We start from the raw sequence: 17665 nt of genomic DNA on the forward strand, positions 1-17665 counted from the left end.
CCTACCGGGCGGCACTGAGCGCGACCCCGCCGAGGATGAGCGCCATGCACGCGCCCCCGAGGAGGCCGAGCCGTTCGCCGAGCAGCGCGTACGACAGGAGGGCGACGCAGACGGGCTGGAGGTAGTAGACGACGCCCGCGCGGGCCGCGCCGATGAGGGCGATGGCCTTGTTCCAGGCGAAGAAGGCGACGGCGGAGGAGAAGACCCCGACGTAGAGGAGGGGGCCCGCGGTGGCGGCGCCGACGGTGAACCCGCCCTGGACGGCGAGGGACACGGCGTACGCGGGGGCGAGCATGAGGGCGCCGAGCAGGAACGTGGTGAAGAGGAAGGCGAGTCCGTCGATCTCGGCGGGCTTGCGCCTGAGCAGGGCGCTGTACGTGGCGAAGGACAGGGCCGCGGCGAACATCCACAGGTCGCCGCTGGTGAACTCCACGGCGAGCGAACCCTTTCCGACGAGCAGGAGCACTCCGAGGGCGGCGGTCAGCATCCCGAGGACGCGCCGGGCGCCGAGGCGTTCACCGCCGAGCCGGGCGTAGACCGCCATGATCACCGGGGACGCCGCCATGATCATGCCCATGTTGGAGGCGGAGGTGGTGAGGCCCGCCTGGTGCACGAGGGTGTTGTAGAGGGCGACGCCGAAGAGCGAGGCGAGGGCGACGAAGCCGAGGTGACGGCGGATCGTCCGCCACTGGCGCAGGAAGGGGCGGGCGGCGAACGGCGCGACGGCGGTCAGCGCGATGATCCAGCGCCAGAAGACGGCCTGGACGGGCGGGACGGTGTCGGCCATGTCGCGGGTGGCGACGAAGCTGCCGGACCAGACGACGGTGGCGAGCAGGGCGAGGAGCACGCCGAGGCCGGCGCCCCGTGCGAGCTTCCTCGCGGGCGCCGGCCTCTCGGTGGCGGTGGTGACGGTGGTGACGGTGGTGGCGGTCTCGGTCGGGGCGGCGGTCTCGGTCGGGGTGGCGAGGGGGGCGGTCGGGTGGCGGGCGGTGATCAGGCTCATGCCGCCTACCGTCGCACCACGGAACCCTCAAGGTCCATCGAAACTTCCTGACCAGTTCCTTCAGCTGAGCTGAACGATTCGGTGCCCTCCGGAGCTGCGGCCTTCTTCGGGGTACGCGGCCCCAGCTGCCCCACCAGGGTGGCGCCGAAGGCGATGACCATGCCGAGCAGCTGCACCGGGCCGAGCGCCTGGCCGAGCGCCGCCCAGCCGATGATCGCGGCGGTGATCGGCGAGAGCGGGCCGAGGAGGGTGGCCGAGGAGGCGCTCAGCCGCTCGATGCCACGGAACCAGAGGAAGTACGAGATCGCGGTGTTGCCGAAGGCGAGGTAGGCGTAGCCGGCCAGGTGGGTGCCGGTCAGGGCGGGCGGTGCGCCCTCGATCAGGAAGGCGACCGGCAGGATGACCAGGCCGCCCGCCGTGAGCTGCCAGCCGGTGAGCGCGAGGGCTCCGACGCCCTCGGGGCGGCCCCAGCGCTTGGTGAAGACGACTCCCGCCGACATGGAGAGGGCGGAGAGCAGCCCGGCGACCACTCCGACGAGGTCGAGCGCGGCCCCGGCCTTGAGGACCACGAGACTGACGCCGAAGGCGGCGGCGACGGCGGTGAGCAAGGACTTCACGGTGGGCTTGTCGCCCAGGAAGAGGGCGGCGAGGCCGACGACGAAGAGCGGGCCGACGGAGCCGACGACGGCGGCGACACCGCCGGGGAGCCGGTAGGCGGCGAGGAAGAGCAGGGGGAAGAAGGCGCCGATGTTGAGTGCGCCGAGGACGGCCGACTTCCACCACCAGGCGCCCCGGGGGAGCTTGCGGGTGAGCGCAAGGAGCAGGAGTCCGGCGGGCAGGGCGCGCATCAGGCCGGTGAAGAGCGGCCGGTCGGGCGGCAGGAACTCCGTGGTGACGAAGTAGGTGGAGCCCCAGGAGATCGGGGCGAGTGCGGTGAGCGCGACGACGGCCGCCTTGCGGGACATGACGGGTTCCCCCCTGCTGTGGAGTGCCGGCCGGTGCGGAGCCGGACTGGCTTGGCAGTAATTAACTTACCACTAAGCTACTTACTTGCAAGTGACTTAGTTGCCATCGAGGAGGAAAGAAGGGAACACTGAGGTCATGAAGACGCAGACCCCCGGACACGACGCCGTCGACGCCATCACCGACCAGTGGGCGGCCGTCCGCCCGGACCTGGACACCGTCCCCATGGCGGTCTTCGGGCGGATCTACCGGCTCGCCAACGCCATGCGCGGCAAGGTGGACAAGGCGTACGCGCCCTACGGCATGGCACTCGGGGAGTTCGACGTCCTCGCGACCCTGCGCAGGTCCGGAGCGCCGTACACGCTCTCACCGCGCGAACTGACCGCCACGCTGATGATCACCACCGGCGGGATGACCGGCAGGCTCGACAAGCTGGAGAAGGCCGGGCTGCTCACCCGCAGCCCCGACCCGAACGACCGGCGCGGCCTGCGGGTCACGCTCAGCGAGCGCGGCAGGGAACTGGTGGACCAGGCCGTCGGGGCCGGTCTCGCGGAGCAGCGGGCCGCCCTTGAGGCCGCGCTCACCGAGGAGGAGGCGGACCAGCTGGCCGGGCTCCTGCGCAAGCTCCTCGCGACCACGGCGTAGGGCGTGTCCGGCGGATCAGGGTCGCGTGGACGCACGCGAGGGCGCCGCGCGGTACGTCGTACCGTGCGGCGCCCTCGGTGAAGAAGGAGGAGGCGGTCAGGCCTTCTTGGACTTGTCGAGCACCATCACCAGACCGGCGATCACCAGGAACAGCACCAGCGGTGCGGCCACGAACAGGCCGAGGGTCTCGACGACCTCCAGCTTGGGGGCCGGGTCGTCGCCGTCGTCGCGGGTGAGCGCGAGCGCGGGGGACGACATGAGCAGCATCATCAGCGTCGTACCGGCCGCGAGCGAGCCGGCGCGCAGAGCGTTCTTCTTGTCCACGGTGCAAAACTAGCGAACGCCCGAACGGGCCGCGCGCCCGGGGGTGCCGTACGGGGCCGCCAGCGCCCTAAGGGGCCGCCGTACGGGCGTGCAGCTCGCGCAGCAGCGCGTGCGCCCGGGGCGAGGCGGCCAGCTCCTCCAGGGTGAGCGGCTGCCCGTCCGGGCCCGCGAGCGGCAGCCGCCAGTTGGGGTACTGGTCCCAGGTGCCCGGCAGGTTCTGCGGCCTGCGGTCCCCCACCGCGTCCGGCAGCCAGACCCCCACCATGCGGGCCGGGGTGCCGAGCAGGAACCGGTGGACGGCCCTGATCTCGGCCTCCTCGTCGCCCGGGCCCTCCGGCAGCAGACCGAGCCGCTGGAACAGGCCCAGCCACTCGGCGGTCTCCGCCGCGTCCTCCGCCCGCTCGCGCTCCAGGTCCCCGGAGAGCAGCCCGAGGCGGTGCCGCAGGGTGACGTGGTCGCCGGAGAGCCGGGCGGCCGTCGGCGGCAGGTCGTGGGTGGTGGCCGTGGCCACGCACTCGGCGCGCCACCCGTCCCGGGGCAGCGGACGTCCCGTGCCCGCCCAGTCCCGCTCGAACCAGAGCACGGAGGTGCCGAACACCCCGCGCCCGGCCAGCTCCTCCCGTACGCCGGGCTCGACCGTGCCGAGGTCCTCGCCGATCACCAGGGCCCCCGCGCGATGGGCCTCCAGGACGAGGACGGCGAGCATCGCCTCGGCGTCGTACCGGACGTACGTGCCCTCGGTGGGCTCGCGGCCCTCGGGGACCCACCAGAGCCGGAACAGGCCCATCACGTGGTCGATGCGCAGCGCGCCCGCGTGGCGCAGGAGTTCCTTGAGGAGCCCCCGGTACGGCGCGTACCCGGCGGCGGCGAGGGCGTCGGGGCGCCACGGGGGCAGGCCCCAGTCCTGGCCACGGGAGTTGAAGGCGTCGGGGGGCGCGCCGACCGACATGCCGGCCGCGAAGGCCTCCTGCTGGGCCCAGGCGTCCGAGCCCTCCGGGTGGACGCCGACCGCCAGGTCGTGGACGATCCCGACCTCCATCCCGGCCTCACGGGCGGCCGCGGCGGCGTCGGCCAGCTGTCGGTCCGTCAGCCAGGCGAGCCGGCAGTGGAAGTCGACCCGTGCGGCCAGGGCGGGGTCGTCGCGGACGGCGGTCTCGGCCGCGCGCGGATCGCGCAGCCCCTCGGGCCAGTCGCGCCAGTGGTGGCCGTGCCGCTCGGCGAGGGCCTGGTAGGTGGCGTGGTCCTCCAGGGCGCGGCCGCGGGCGGCGAGGAAGTCATGGAAGTCGGCGCGCCGCCCCGGGCCGAGCTCCACGCTCTCGACGACGAGTTCGAGGGCCCGGCGTTTGACCTCCCAGACCGCGTCCCGGTCGATCACCGCGCCCTTGCCGAGGACCCGCTCGCGCAGCTCGGCCGCCTCGGCGAGGATCCGGTCGAGCTCCTCGCGGCGCTCGGGGCCGACCAGGGCGTACTCGGGGATCTCCTCGATCCGCAGATGGACGGGGTCGGGGAAGCGGCGCGAGGAGGGGCGGTACGGGGACGGGTCGCTGGGAGCCCCGGGCACGCCCGCGTGGAGCGGGTTGACCTGGACGAAACCGGCGCCGTGCGTGCGGCCCGCCCAGGTGGCGAGCTCCCGCAGGTCGCCGAGGTCGCCCATGCCCCAGGAGCGGTGGGAGAGCAGTGAGTAGAGCTGGACGAGGAGGCCGTACGAGCGCCGACCGGGGCCGGGCACGCGCGCGGGGCTCACGATCAGGGTGCTGGTGGCCGCGCGCCCGTCGGGGGCCTCGGCCTCCACGGTGTGGACGCCGAGGGGCAGCCGCTCCCAGTCGGGGCCGGTGACGACGGCGCCGTCCTCGGTGGTGACCCGGAGCCGGGTGCCGGGCGGCAGGCCCGCGGGCGGGCGGGCCGGCTCCTCGCCCCGCCGCCGGACGAGCGTCGGGGGCAGGAGGCGCTCCCGGTCGGCCCGTTCCGCCGCGCCGAGGGCGGCCTCGACCGCTTCGGGGGTGGCCGCGTCCACGCCGAGGGCGCCGAGGACGGCCACCACGGTGGCCTCCGGCACGGGCACGGTGACACCTTCGGAGGGGCTGTAGGCGGTGGCGACGCCGTGACGGGCGGCGAGACGGGCCAGGGTCACTTCACACTCCGGGGGACTCCGTGCCGCCCGCGCTGCCGGGGGCGGTGGGTTCGCTGGTGAGGGGGGCCGCCTCGGTCAGGGGCGGTTCGCTGGTGAGGGGAGCGGCGTCGGGGAGCGGCGGTTCGCTGGTCAGCGGTTCGCCTGCGGGAGCCGGCTGCTCCGGCAGGCGTATCCGTCCGAGGTGGCGGGCGGTCGTGGTCACGGGGGTCTCCCGGGTTTCGTCTCGACTGGTGGGACCAGGGGTAGCGACTGAGCCCTACCCACCGCACCACGTTTTACCGGCGGAAAGTGGCGGAGTGACGTCACCTCGCCGACGGCTCGCCGGGCAAAGGCGACACATCGGCCACGCGCATTGACACCTCAGTGCGACGGGTGGTGGGCTCGTGACCCACTCGTGACCAAACCCGGCGGAGCGGCCGGCCCTGCCGAAGGGAGACCCCGTGCACCTCGGGCGCAGGAAGCGCACCGCGACGGCCGTGGCCGCCGCCGTCATCGGCGGCCTCCTCGGCGGCGTGGTGCCGGGCTCGGCGCTCGCGACCCCGACGGCGGCTCGCCTTCCGGCGCTGCCCCTCGCTCCGGCGGCACCGGCCCCACCGGTCACTTCACCGACCGCACCGGCCACCTCGCCCTCCGCTCCCGCCGCCCCGGGAAGCCCGCTCCCCGCCGTCTGGCCCCGCCCGCAGTCCCTGGCCGCCGCCGGGCCCGCCGTACGCCTCGGGGACGAGGTGACGCTGCTCGCGGACGACGACGCCGACCCGTACGCCCTCGCCGCCCTCCGTGAGCTGCTGCGGACCACCGGGGTACGGAGCGTCCACACCGGCCTCCCGGGCCGCGGGCCCGTCCTCCGCGCCTCGGGCCCCTCCGGCGAGGCCGCCGAAGACGCGCTGACCGCCCTGCGCGTGCCCGACCGTCTCGATCTGCCGCGCGGCGGCTACCGGCTCGCCACGGGCCGCCTCCAGGGGCGGGACACGGTCGTCCTGGACGGGGTGGGTGAGGACGGCCTGTTCCACGCCGTGCAGACGCTGCGTCAGCTCGTCGGTGGCGACGGGCGGATCCCGGGGGTCGTCGTGCGCGACTGGCCCGGTACGGCCGAGCGCGGGATCACCGAGGGCTTCTACGGCCGCCCCTGGACCGCCGAACAGCGGCTCGCCCAGATCGACTTCCTCGGCCGGACCAAGCAGAACCGCTATCTGTACGCGCCCGGCGACGACCCGTACCGCGGGGCGCAGTGGCGCGAGCCCTACCCGGCCGCGCAGCAGGCCGAGTTCCGCGCGCTCGCCGAGCGGGCCCGCGCCCGCCATGTGACGCTCGGCTGGGCCGTCGCGCCCGCCCAGTCCATGTGCCTGTCATCGGCCGGTGACATGGCGGCGCTCACCGGGAAGATCGACGCGATGTGGGCGCTGGGGGTGCGCGCCTTCCAGCTCCAGTTCCAGGACGCCTCGTACGACGAGTGGCACTGCGACCGGGACGCCGACACCTTCGGGCGCGGCCCCGAGTCCGCGGCCGACGCCCACGCGCGCGTGGCGAACGCGGTCGCCCGTCACCTCGCCGCACGGCACCCGGACGCCGAGCCGCTGACGGTGATGCCGACGGAGTACTACCAGGACGGCGCGACCGCGTACCGCACGAAGCTCGCCGACGCGCTCGACGCGGACGTACGGGTGGCGTGGACCGGTGTCGGCGTCGTGCCGCGCACCATCACCGGCGGCGAACTCGCGGGGGCGCGCGGCGCCCTGCGCCACCCGCTGGTCACCATGGACAACTACCCGGTCAACGACTACGCGCAGGACCGGCTGTTCCTCGGCCCCGCCACGGGCCGGGAGCCGGGCGTGGCGGCCGGCTCCGCTGCTTTCCTCGCCCACGCCATGGAGCAGCCCGCGGCCTCCCGCGTCCCGCTCTTCACCACGGCCGACTACGCCTGGAACCCGCGCGGCTACCGGCCCCAGGAGTCCTGGCGGGCGGCCGTCGACGACCTGGCGGGACCGGATCCCGCCGCCCGCGAGGCGCTCCGCGCGCTCGCCGGGAACGGCGCCTCCTCGGTCCTCGACCCGGCGGGCGAGTCGGCCTATCTGAAGCCGCTCCTCGCGGCCTTCTGGGCCTCCCGAACGAGCGGCGGCGGCACGGGCCGCGAGAAGGCGGCGCGCGAGTTGCGGGCCGCTTTCACCGTGATGCGCGAGGCCCCCGCGCGGCTCGCGGGCACCGCGGGCGGCACCCTCGACGACGAGACCGGCCCCTGGCTCGACCAGCTCTCCCGGTACGGCGAGGCGGGCGAGACGGCCGTCGACATGCTGCTCGCCCAGGCGGCCGGCGACGGCGCGGCCGCGTGGAAGGCGCAGCTGCGCCTCGAAGCGCTGCGCGAGGAGCTGAAGGCGAGCCCGGTGACGGTCGGCGCGGGGGTGCTCGACCCGTTCCTCACGCGCGCGGTGGAGCGGGCGGCGGCCTGGACGGGCGCCGACCGGCCTCCCGCTGCCCCCGCCGACCGCGCCACCGGCTCGTACACCGTGCGGCTCGACCGGGCGCGGCCCGTGGAGGCCCTGACGGTGATGGCGGAGCCGGGGAACGGCGAAGGCGGCGACGCGCGCGTGGAGGCGTACGTCCCGGGCGAGGGCTGGCGGCCGCTCGGCCCGCTGTCGGTGTCCGGGTGGACGCAGGCCGCGCTCAAGGGGCTGCGGGCCGAGGCGCTGCGGGTGGTGTGGAGCGAGGAGGGACCGGCCCCCGAGGTGCGCTCCCTGGTGCCGTGGTTCGCGGACGGTCCGCGCGCGGGGCTCGACCTGGCCCGTACGGAGACGGACGCGGAGATCGGCGGCCCGGCCCAGCGGGTGGACGTGGAGCTCTCGGGCCGGCGCGCGGGCGAGGTGCGCGGGCCGGTGACGGCGAAGGCCCCGAAGGGGATCACGGTCCGGCTGCCGGAGCAGGCGGTGGTGGAGCGAGGCGCGCGGACGACCGTCCCCCTGGAGGTGTCGGTGGCGGCGGACGCCCCCGCGGGCGCGTACCGGGTGCCGGTGTCCTTCGCGGGCGAGGAGCGGGTCCTGACGGTGCGGGCCTTCCCGCGGACGGCTGGCCCGGACCTGGCGCGGACGGCGACGGCCTCCTCCTCGGGCGACGAGACGGCGGACTTCCCCGCGTCCTCGGCGGTGGACGGCGATCCGGCCACCCGCTGGTCGTCCCCCGCCGAGGACGGCGCCTGGTGGCAGATGGAGCTGTCCGAGCCGGCCCGGATAGGACAGGTGGTGCTGCACTGGCAGGACGCGTACGCCTCCCGCTACCGGGTCCAGGTGTCGGCCGACGGGCGTGTCTGGCGGACGGCGGCGACGGTCGCGAACGGGAAGGGCGGCCGGGAGTCGGTCCGGATGGACGCGGCGGACACGCGCTTCCTGCGGGTGCAGGGCGAGCAGCGGGCGACTCCGTACGGCTACTCGCTCTGGTCGGTGGAGTCGTACGCGGTGGCCCCGCAGGACGCGCCGGAGAAGCCGGGTGCGCCGGCCGGGGACGCGCCCGACACACCCGGCACGGCCGACAAGCCCGACACCCCCGACACGCCGGAGACACCTACGGAGGACACGCCCGGGACGCCGACCGGGGACACGCCTCAGGGGCCGGGGACACCGCCCGAGGGCACGCCGGAGGAGCAGCCCACCCCCTGACGGCGCGCCGCTCCCGGTCCCGCCACCCCTCGCGTACGCGAGGAGGCTCCCGGTCCGGCGACCCCCCGCGTACGCGGAAGGCCCGGCTCAACCCGTCGTCAGCGCCCTCACAGGGGCGTCGGCGGCGGAGTCGATCCGGGCCATCACGTCCTCGGCTCCGTACGGCTTGAGGTACGGCAGCCAGCGGGGGTCCCGGTGTCCGGTCCCGATGATCCGCCAGGCCAGGCCGGTCGGCGGGGCCGGTTGGTGGCGCAGGCGCCAGCCGATCTCGCGCAGGTGCCGGTCGGCCTTGACGTGGTTGCAGCGGCGACAGGCCGCCACCACGTTCTCCCAGGCGTGCGTGCCCCCGCGGCTGCGGGGGATGACGTGGTCGACGCTGGTCGCGACGGCCCCGCAGTACATGCAGCGCCCGCCGTCGCGGGCGAAGAGGGCCCGGCGGGTCAAGGGAACGGGCCCCCGGTAGGGGACCCGCACGAAGCGTTTCAGTCGCACCACGCTGGGTGCGGGCAGGACTTGGGTCTCGCTGTGCAGGAAGGCGCCGGATTCCTCGAGGCAGAGAGCCTTGTTCTCCAGGACGAGGACGAGTGCGCGGCGGAGCGGTACGACGCCGAGCGGCTCGTACGACGCGTTGAGGACCAGGACATGCGGCACGGATGCCTCCTATGACGCCGGCGGCGCGTGGCTCGCGCCGGGACGAACTGCTCTCAGTTTCCCCTCATGCCTGGTCGGAACGCCACCACGTTCGGGGATCGGGGTGACGGGCCCGGCGTGTTCTCGACCACATCGGCATGTCTGTTCTCTTTCTGCCCTGGTGAGGTCGGTCTCTCCCTCGAACAGGGCTACGGGACCATGCCCGCCGCCCCGTTACTGTGGATGGCCTGCGTACACGATGCCTGGAGGTCTTCCGTGTCCTGGTCCGCCCTGGCGGCTGCCACCGAGCCCGAACCCCTGCCGACGACCCTGGACGAGGCGGCGCAGAAGGCGACGAGCGCGGCGAGCTGGGTGGAGGAGAACTGGTCCACCTGGCTGAACACGGGCCTGCGCATCCTGCTGATCCTGGTCGTCGCGCTGCTGCTCCGGATGGCCGTCCGCCGTGCCCTGACGAAGCTGATCGAGCGGATGAACCGTTCGGCGCAGGCGGTGGAGGGGACGGCTCTCGGCGGTCTCCTCGTCAACACCGAGCGGCGCAGGCAGCGCTCGGAGGCGATCGGCTCCGTGCTGCGTTCGGTGGCGTCGTTCCTGATCCTGGGCACGGCGGGACTGATGGTCCTGGGCGCGTTCAAGATCGATCTCGCGCCGCTGCTCGCCTCGGCCGGTGTGGCCGGTGTGGCGATCGGTTTCGGCGCCAGGAACCTCGTGACGGACTTCCTCTCGGGTGTCTTCATGATCCTGGAGGACCAGTACGGCGTCGGTGACTCGGTCGACGCGGGCGTGGCCTCCGGCGAGGTCGTCGAGGTGGGTCTGCGGGTGACCAAGCTGCGCGGCGTCGACGGCGAGATCTGGTACGTGCGGAACGGCGAGATCAAGCGGATAGGGAACCTCAGCCAGGGCTGGGCGACGGCGGGCGTCGACGTGACGGTCCGGCCGACGGAGGACCTGGAGCGGGTGCGGTCCGTGATCACCGGGGCGGCGGAGGCCATGGCGAAGGAGGAGCCGTGGAACGAGCGCCTCTGGGGTCCGGTGGAGGTGCTCGGTCTGAGCGAGGTGCTCCTGGACTCGATGACGATCCGGGTCTCGGCGAAGACCATGCCGGGCAAGGCGCTGGGCGTGGAGCGCGAGCTGCGCTGGCGCATCAAGCAGGGTCTTGACGCGGCGGGCATCCGTATCGTCGGCGGGCTCCCGGCGCAGGCCGAGGAGTCGGCGGCCGATCCGACGGCGGGCATGGCGGCCCCTTCGGCGTTCGCCTCGGCGACCTCGCCGCAGTCGGCGGCGGCGACCCCGCTGCCGAGGTCCGACCTCTCCAAGTAGCGCGGAACGCAGGGCCCGACGCCCCCGCAGGTAACGCTTCGGTTGCCTTCGGGGGCGTCCTGCGTTCCCGGGTATTGACGGTTCCGTGACGGCCGCCTTATTTTCCTCCCATCGAATAGGAAACTTTCCTAACAGTGCTTCTCCGACAGCACCGTGGGAGAGCGGGCCGCCGCGAGGCAGCAGAATGGCCCGAGCGGAACGGAAGGGCAGGTGCGACCCATGGCCGGTACGACCCCGGGAACCCCCGGTACACCGCGCGTGCTGCGCGCCATGAACGACCGTGCCGCCCTGGACCTGCTCCTGGAGCACGGGCCGCTCTCCCGCACCCGGATCGGCAAGCTCACCGGCCTGTCCAAGCCGACCGCCTCCCAGCTCCTCGCCCGCCTCGAAGCCGCCGGGCTCGTCGTCGCCACCGGCACCACCGCGGGCCGGCCGGGACCCAACGCCCAGCTCTACGCGGTCAACGCGCGGGCCGCGTACGCCGCCGGACTCGACGTCAACCAGTTCCGCATCCACGCCGCCGTCGCCGACATCGCGGGCGAGATCGTCGGCGAGTACGAGCTCCGCACCCCGGGCCGTGCCTCCTCCGGCGTCGTCCGCCAGGTCACCGAAGCCCTCGACGGGGCCGTGAAGGCGGCCGGCCTCACCCGCGAGGACGTCCGGCGCCTCGTCATCGGCACCCCCGGCGCCTTCGACCCGGCCACCGGACGCCTGCGGTACGCCTCCCACCTGCCCGGCTGGCACTCCCCCACGCTCCTGGAGGAACTGGCCGCCACCCTGCCCATGCCGTTCGAGTACGAGAACGACGTCAACCTGGTCGCCGTCGCCGAGCAGCGGGTCGGCGCCGCCCGGGGCCACACGGACTTCGCCCTCCTCTGGAACGAGGAGGGCCTCGGCGCCGCCCTCGTCCTCGGAGGGCGACTGCACCGCGGCTTCACCGGCGGCGCCGGCGAGGTCGGCTTCCTGCCCGTCCCCGGCACCCCGCTCGTCCGGCAGGTCGCCAAGGCCAACTCCGGCGGCTACCAGGAGCTCGCCGGCGTCCAGGCCGTCCCCCGGATCGCCCGCGCCGCCGGGATCGAGACGCCCGAGCAGCCGTACGTCCCGGTCGCGTCCCGGCTGCTCGCCCACGCCGCCGAGGCGCACGGCGAGGACCCCCGGTACGCGGAGCTGCTCGACCGGTACGCCGAGCGGGTCGCCACCGGCCTCGCCTCGATCGTCGCGGTCCTCGACCCCGAACTGATCGTGCTGTCCGGTGACGTCCTCGTCGCCGGCGGCGAAGCCCTGCGCGCCCGCGTGCAGTCCGAACTCGCCGACCTCGCCGCCTCCCGGCCCCGGCTCGTCCTCGCCGCCGTCCCCGTGCGGCCCGTCCTGCGCGGCGCCCTCGAAAGCGCCCTCGCCACCACGCGCGACGAGGTCTTCGACACCTCGCGCTGACCTGACCGATTCCCGCCCATCACCCCCGCCACAGGGAGACACCGTCATGCCCGTACGCCCACGCGGAGCAGCCGCCGCGCTCGCCGCCACCGCCTCGATCGCCCTCTTCGCCTCCGCCTGCACGGGCTCCGCGAACAACGCGGCCTCCGACGACCCCAAGGCCGAGACGACCATCACCTTCTGGCACGGCTGGGTGGCGCCCGCCGAGGTCAAGGCGATCGAGGACAACATCGCCCGCTTCGAGAAGGCCCACCCGAACATCAAGGTGAAGGTCGTCGGCAACATCAACGACGACAAGCTGGGCCAGGCCCTGCGCGCGGGCGGCTCGAACGGCCCGGACGTCGTCTCCTCCTTCACGACGGCCAACGTCGGCAAGTTCTGCGCCTCGGGCGCCCTCGCGGACCTCAAGCCCTTCATCGAGAAGGACAAGCTGGACCTCGACAAGACCTTCCCGAAGGTCCTCCAGGAGTACACCCAGTTCGAGGGCAGGCGCTGCACGCTGCCGCTGCTCTCCGACGCGTACGGGCTCTACTACAACAAGGACGCGTTCGAGAAGGCCGGCATCAAGGAGGCCCCGAAGACCTGGTCCGAGTTCACCCAGGTCGCCAAGAAGCTCACGAAGTCCAAGGGCGACTCGTACGAGCAGCTCGGCTTCATGCCGAACTACCTCGGCTACGAGACCGTCGTCTCCCACTACATGTCCCAGTGGGACCACAGGTACTTCGACGAGAGCGGCAAGTCGAACATCGCCAAGGACCCGGCGTTCGCCGAGATGATGACGTACCAGAAGTCCCTGGTGGACGCCCTGGGCGGCTTCAAGAAGCTCGACAAGTACCGCACCACCTTCGGTGACGAGTGGGGCGCCAAGCACCCCTTCCACACCGGCCAGGTCGCCATGCAGCTGGACGGCGAGTGGCGGCTGAACTTCGTCAAGGCCGCCAAGGTGGACTTCGAGGTCGGCGTCGCGCCGATGCCCGTCGCCGACGACGAGGTCGCCGAGTACGGCAAGGGCTACCTCTCCGGCACGATCATGGGCATCGCGCCGCAGAGCAAGAAGCAGAACGCGGCCTGGGAGCTGGTCAAGTACATGACCACGGACACCGACGCCGTGGTGGGCTTCGCCAACGACATCGGCAACGTCCCCTCCACCCTGGAGGCGCTGAAGTCGCCGAACCTGAAGTTCGACGAGCGTTTCAAGGTCTTCCTCGACATCGCCCGGCACCCCGCCTCCACGACCTCGGACGGCGCGGTCAACGGCTCCGCCTACCAGGACAGCCTCCAGAAGTTCGCCCAGAAGTACGAGAAGGGCGAGGTCGCCGACCTGAAGAAGGGCCTCGCGGAGACCGCGGCCCAGATCGACCGCGACATCGCCGCGGCGAAGTGACGACCGGAACCCATCCATGAGCACGGACACCCTGCCCGCGAAGGAGGCGGCCGCCCCGGCCGCCCCCTCCGCCGGGGGACGGAACACGCTGCGGTCGAAGCGCCGCCGCGACGCGCTCCGCACCCTGGCGTTCATGTCGCCCTGGCTGATCGGCTTCGGCGTCTTCTTCGCCTATCCGCTGATCTCCACCCTGTACTTCTCGTTCATGCGGTACGACGGCCTCAACCCGCCGACCTGGCGGGGCACGGACAACTGGTCGTACGTCTTCGGCGAGTTCCCCCAGTTCTGGCCCGCCCTGCAGAACACCCTCTGGCTCTGTGTCGTGATGGTCAGCTGCCGGGTGGTCTTCGGCCTCGGCATCGGCATGCTCATCACCAGGATCAAGACGGGTACGGGAGTCTTCCGCACCCTCTTCTACCTGCCGTACCTGGCGCCACCGGTGGCCGCCACGCTCGCCTTCGTCTTCCTCCTCAACCCCGGCACCGGACCCGTCAACTCGCTCCTGGAGGCGGTCGGCATACCCGCCCCCTCCTGGTTCAACGACGCGGACTGGGCCAAGCCGGCCCTCACCGTCCTCGCCGTGTGGGGCGTCGGCGACCTCATGGTCATCTTCATGGCCGCGCTCCTCGACGTACCGAAGGAGCAGTACGAGGCCGCCGAACTGGACGGCGCGTCCGCGTGGCAGCGGTTCCGCTACGTGACCCTGCCGAACATCTCGCCGATCGTGCTCTTCGCGGTCGTCACCGGGATCATCGGCGCGATGCAGTACTACACGCAGCCGATCGTGGCCGCGAAGGTCGCCTCGGGGAAGATGGGCGGCTCCGGCGAGGTCTTCGTCCCCGGCTACCCGGACGACTCCACGCTCACCCTGCCGCAGCTCGTCTACAGCCTCGGCTTCAGCCAGTTCAACTACGGCGCGGCCTGTGTGGTGGCGCTGGTGCTCTTCGCCTTCTCCATGGCCTTCACCGCGCTCCTCATGCGCCGGCGCGGCGGCCTGATCGGCTCGGGTGACTGAACCATGACGACCTCGCCCCTCCCCTACCGTCCCGCGACGGCGAGCCCGGCCGAGAAGACCGCCCGCCGCAAAGCGCTCCTTCACTGGATCGCCGTGCACTCGCTCGGCATCGCCGCGGCCCTCTTCTTCGTGCTGCCGTTCGTCTTCGTCCTCCTCACCTCCCTGATGAGCGACCAGCAGGCGCTCACCCCTGACCTGACCCCGAACTCCTGGCACTGGGACAACTACGTCCGGGTCTTCGAGACGGAGGGCTTCCTCACCTGGTGGCGGAACTCGCTGCTCTACGCGGGCGTCGGCACCGCACTCGTCGTGGTGTCCTCGGTCCCCGTGGCGTACGCGCTCGCCAAGTTCCGCTTCCGCGGCCGGCACCTCTCGCTGCTGCTCGTCATCTCGATGATGATGCTGCCGCCGCAGGTCGTCATCATCCCGATGTACCTGTTCTGGGCGAAGCAGATGGATCTCTCCGGCACGCTGTGGCCGCTGATCATCCCGATGGCCTTCGGCGACGCCTTCGCGATCTTCCTGCTGCGCCAGTTCCTGCTGACCATCCCGAACGAGTACATCGAGTCCGCGCGGATCGACGGCTGCGGCGAGTTCCGCACCCTGATCCGGATCGTCCTGCCGATGGCGAAGCCCGGCATCGCCGCCGTGGCCCTCTTCCAGTTCTTCTACTGCTGGAACGACTACTTCGGGCCGCAGATCTACGCCTCGGAGAACCCGGGTGCCTGGACGCTCAGTTACGGCCTGGAGTCCTTCAAGGGCGCGCACCACACCGACTGGAATCTGACCATGGCCGCGACCGTCCTGGTCATGGCCCCTGTGATCCTCGTCTTCTTCTTCGCCCAGAAGGCGTTCGTCGAGGGAGTCACACTGACCGGAGTGAAGGGCTGACTCAACCATGAAGCTCACTGTCGTGGGGGGCGGTTCCACCTACACCCCCGAACTGATCGACGGATTCGCGCGCCTGCGCGACACCCTGCCCATCACCGAACTCGTCCTCGTCGACCCGGCCGCCGAGCGGCTCGCACTCGTCGGCGGGCTCGCCCGGCGCATCTTCGCCCGGCAGGACCACCCGGGGAAGATCGTCACCACCACCGACCTGGACGCCGGGGTCGAGGGCGCCGACGCCGTCCTGCTCCAGCTGCGGGTCGGCGGACAGGCCGCCCGGCAGCAGGACGAGACGTGGCCGCTTGAGTGCGGCTGCGTCGGCCAGGAGACCACCGGCGCCGGCGGTCTCGCCAAGGCGCTGCGCACCGTCCCGGTCGTCCTGGACATCGCCGAGCGGGTCCGGCGCACCAACCCCGACGCCTGGATCATCGACTTCACCAACCCCGTGGGCATCGTCACGCGCGCCTTGCTCCAGGCCGGGCACAAGGCCGTCGGCCTGTGCAACGTGGCCATCGGCTTCCAGCGGAAGTTCGCCGGGCTCCTCGGCGTGGCCCCGTCCGACGTCCACCTGGACCACGTCGGGCTGAACCACCTGACCTGGGAGCGTGCCGTACGGATCGGGGGCCCCGAGGGCGAGAACGTGCTGCCCCGGCTGCTCGCCGAGCACGGCGACGCCGTCGCCGACGACCTCCGTCTGCCGCGCCCGGTCCTGGACCGGCTCGGCGTCGTCCCCTCGTACTACCTGCGGTACTTCTACGCGCACGACGAGGTGGTGCGGGAGCTCGGCACGAAGCCCTCGCGGGCCGCCGAGGTCGCCGCGATGGAGAAGGAGCTCCTGGAGATGTACGGGGACCCGGCGCTCGACGAGAAGCCGGCCCTGCTCGCCAAGCGCGGCGGCGCCTTCTACTCGGAGGCGGCCGTGGACCTGGCGGCTTCCCTCCTCGGCGGCGGGGGTTCGCCGTACCAGGTGGTGAACACGTACAACAACGGCACGCTGCCGTTCCTGCCGGACGACGCCGTGATCGAGACGCAGGCCGCGGTCGGTGCCCACGGCGCCACCCCGCTGCCGGTCGCGCCGGTGGACCCGCTGTACGCCGGTCTGATCGCGAACGTCACGGCCTACGAGGACCTGGCCCTCGAAGCGGCACTGCGCGGTGGCCGCGACCGGGTGTTCAAGGCGCTCCTCGCGCACCCCCTGGTGGGGCAGTACGCGTACGCCGACGGGCTCACCGACCGGCTGATCGCGCACAACCGGGAGCACCTCGCGTGGGCCTGACCGGAGCCGTGCTCGCCATCGACGCCGGCAACAGCAAGACCGACGTCGCGGTCCTCGGCGCGGACGGCACCGTCCTCGGCGCGGCCCGCGGCGGCGGGTTCCAGCCTCCTCTGGTGGGGGTGACGGCGGCGGTCGACGCGCTCGCGGAGATCGTCGGCCGGGCGGGCGCGGAGGCGGGCGTCCCGGCAGGGTTCGCCCATGTCTCGGCCTGTCTCGCCAACGCCGACCTGCCCGTCGAGGAGACCGCGCTCCAGGCCGAACTCCTCGGCAGGGGCTGGAGCGGGTCGGTACGGGTCCACAACGACACCTTCGCGATCCTGCGCGCCGGGCTCGACGAGCCGCGCGGTGTGGCGGTGGTGTGCGGGGCGGGGATCAACTGCGTCGGGATGACCCCGGACGGACGGACCGCGCGCTTCCCGGCGATCGGGAAGATCTCCGGGGACTGGGGCGGCGGCAGCGGTATGGCCGAGGAGGCGCTCTGGTTCGCGGCGCGCGCCGAGGACGGGCGCGGCGAGCCGACGGAGCTCGCGCGGGCGCTGCCGGAGCACTTCGGTCTGGAGACGATGTACGCGCTGATCGAGGCGCTGCACCTGGGTCTGCTGCCCTTCGAGCGGCGGCACGAGCTGACGCCGGTGCTGTTCCGGGTGAGCGCGGCGGGTGACCAGGTCGCCCTGTCGCTCGTGCACCGGCTCGCCGAGGAGGTCGTCGCGCTGGCCGCGGTGGCTCTCGGGCGGCTCGGTCTGCTCGACGAGGAGGCTCCGGTGATGCTGGGCGGCAGCGTGCTCGCGGCGCGGCACCCGCAGTTGGAGGAGCGGATCCGTGAACTCCTCGCCGAGCGGGCGCCGAAGGCCGTCGTCGGCTTCGTGACGGCGCCGCCGGTGCTCGGGGCGGGGCTGCTCGCCCTGGACGAGGTGGCGGCGGGGCCGGAGGCGGCGGCCAGGCTGCGGGAGCACTACGGGGCCTGAACAGATTCTGGACGGGCGGGTCGTG

At 73.0% G+C, this 17665-nt stretch carries 15 protein-coding genes; 9 read left to right on the top strand and 6 right to left on the bottom strand.

What is annotated here, in order from left to right; all coding sequences use genetic code 11:
* Position 1 precedes the first annotated feature (1 nt).
* A complete protein-coding gene (locus tag ACZ4VK_RS04270) occupies positions 2-1003 on the bottom strand; it encodes a DMT family transporter (protein ID WP_468348242.1) in 1002 nt (333 codons plus the stop codon).
* Positions 1004-1008: 5 nt separating this feature from the next.
* Positions 1009-1968: an EamA family transporter gene (locus ACZ4VK_RS04275; RefSeq protein WP_468348244.1), complete on the bottom strand. Its 960-nt coding sequence runs from the start codon at positions 1966-1968 to the stop codon at positions 1009-1011.
* Positions 1969-2104: 136 nt separating this feature from the next.
* Between ACZ4VK_RS04275 and ACZ4VK_RS04280 the strand changes: the two genes are divergently transcribed.
* Positions 2105-2611 carry a MarR family winged helix-turn-helix transcriptional regulator gene (locus ACZ4VK_RS04280; protein ID WP_389679222.1) on the top strand — a complete coding sequence of 169 codons (507 nt, stop codon included), beginning with the start codon at positions 2105-2107 and terminating at the stop codon, positions 2609-2611.
* Between the two features lie 96 nt (positions 2612-2707).
* On the opposite strand, the gene ACZ4VK_RS04285 is transcribed toward ACZ4VK_RS04280, so the two are convergent.
* The 3 genes from ACZ4VK_RS04285 to ACZ4VK_RS04295 all read right to left on the bottom strand — a co-directional run bounded on the left by ACZ4VK_RS04285 (position 2708) and on the right by ACZ4VK_RS04295 (position 5268).
* On the bottom strand, positions 2708-2935 hold the full coding sequence (locus tag ACZ4VK_RS04285; protein ID WP_384100669.1) for a hypothetical protein: 228 nt from the start codon (positions 2933-2935) through the stop codon (positions 2708-2710).
* 67 nt (positions 2936-3002) lie between these two features.
* Complete coding sequence (gene malQ, locus ACZ4VK_RS04290; protein ID WP_468348247.1) at positions 3003-5066, bottom strand: 4-alpha-glucanotransferase; 2064 nt, start codon at positions 5064-5066, stop codon at positions 3003-3005.
* Between the two features lies 1 nt (position 5067).
* Positions 5068-5268: a hypothetical protein gene (locus tag ACZ4VK_RS04295; protein WP_468348249.1), complete on the bottom strand. Its 201-nt coding sequence runs from the start codon at positions 5266-5268 to the stop codon at positions 5068-5070.
* A 238-nt stretch (positions 5269-5506) separates the two neighbouring features.
* Here ACZ4VK_RS04295 and ACZ4VK_RS04300 point away from each other — a divergent pair, with 238 nt between their 5' ends.
* A complete protein-coding gene (locus ACZ4VK_RS04300) occupies positions 5507-8710 on the top strand; it encodes a beta-N-acetylglucosaminidase domain-containing protein (RefSeq protein WP_468348251.1) in 3204 nt (1067 codons plus the stop codon).
* Between the two features lie 87 nt (positions 8711-8797).
* Here ACZ4VK_RS04300 and ACZ4VK_RS04305 read toward each other — a convergent pair whose 3' ends face one another.
* Positions 8798-9361 (bottom strand): HNH endonuclease, encoded by a 564-nt coding sequence (locus ACZ4VK_RS04305; protein WP_468348253.1) that lies wholly within the window; start codon positions 9359-9361, stop codon positions 8798-8800.
* 222 nt (positions 9362-9583) lie between these two features.
* Here ACZ4VK_RS04305 and ACZ4VK_RS04310 point away from each other — a divergent pair, with 222 nt between their 5' ends.
* The 7 genes from ACZ4VK_RS04310 (at position 9584) to ACZ4VK_RS04340 (ending at position 17640) form a co-directional block, all read left to right on the top strand.
* Positions 9584-10678 (top strand): mechanosensitive ion channel family protein, encoded by a 1095-nt coding sequence (locus ACZ4VK_RS04310; protein WP_468348255.1) that lies wholly within the window; start codon positions 9584-9586, stop codon positions 10676-10678.
* Between the two features lie 219 nt (positions 10679-10897).
* Positions 10898-12112, top strand: coding sequence for an ROK family transcriptional regulator (locus ACZ4VK_RS04315; RefSeq protein ID WP_468348257.1), 1215 nt, complete (start codon positions 10898-10900; stop codon positions 12110-12112).
* 46 nt (positions 12113-12158) lie between these two features.
* Positions 12159-13496, top strand: coding sequence for an ABC transporter substrate-binding protein (locus ACZ4VK_RS04320; protein ID WP_468348259.1), 1338 nt, complete (start codon positions 12159-12161; stop codon positions 13494-13496).
* A gap of 133 nt (positions 13497-13629) precedes the next feature.
* Positions 13630-14511, top strand: coding sequence for a carbohydrate ABC transporter permease (locus ACZ4VK_RS04325; RefSeq protein ID WP_468348852.1), 882 nt, complete (start codon positions 13630-13632; stop codon positions 14509-14511).
* A gap of 3 nt (positions 14512-14514) precedes the next feature.
* Positions 14515-15402 carry a carbohydrate ABC transporter permease gene (locus ACZ4VK_RS04330; protein WP_468348261.1) on the top strand — a complete coding sequence of 296 codons (888 nt, stop codon included), beginning with the start codon at positions 14515-14517 and terminating at the stop codon, positions 15400-15402.
* A gap of 7 nt (positions 15403-15409) precedes the next feature.
* Entirely contained in the window at positions 15410-16675 is a 1266-nt protein-coding gene (locus ACZ4VK_RS04335) for a 6-phospho-beta-glucosidase (protein WP_468348263.1), read from the top strand.
* A complete protein-coding gene (locus ACZ4VK_RS04340) occupies positions 16666-17640 on the top strand; it encodes an N-acetylglucosamine kinase (RefSeq protein WP_468348265.1) in 975 nt (324 codons plus the stop codon). The genes ACZ4VK_RS04335 and ACZ4VK_RS04340 overlap by 10 nt, the downstream gene beginning before the upstream one ends.
* Positions 17641-17665 lie beyond the last annotated feature (25 nt).

Source organism: Streptomyces sp. NPDC028711 (genome assembly GCF_055565415.1).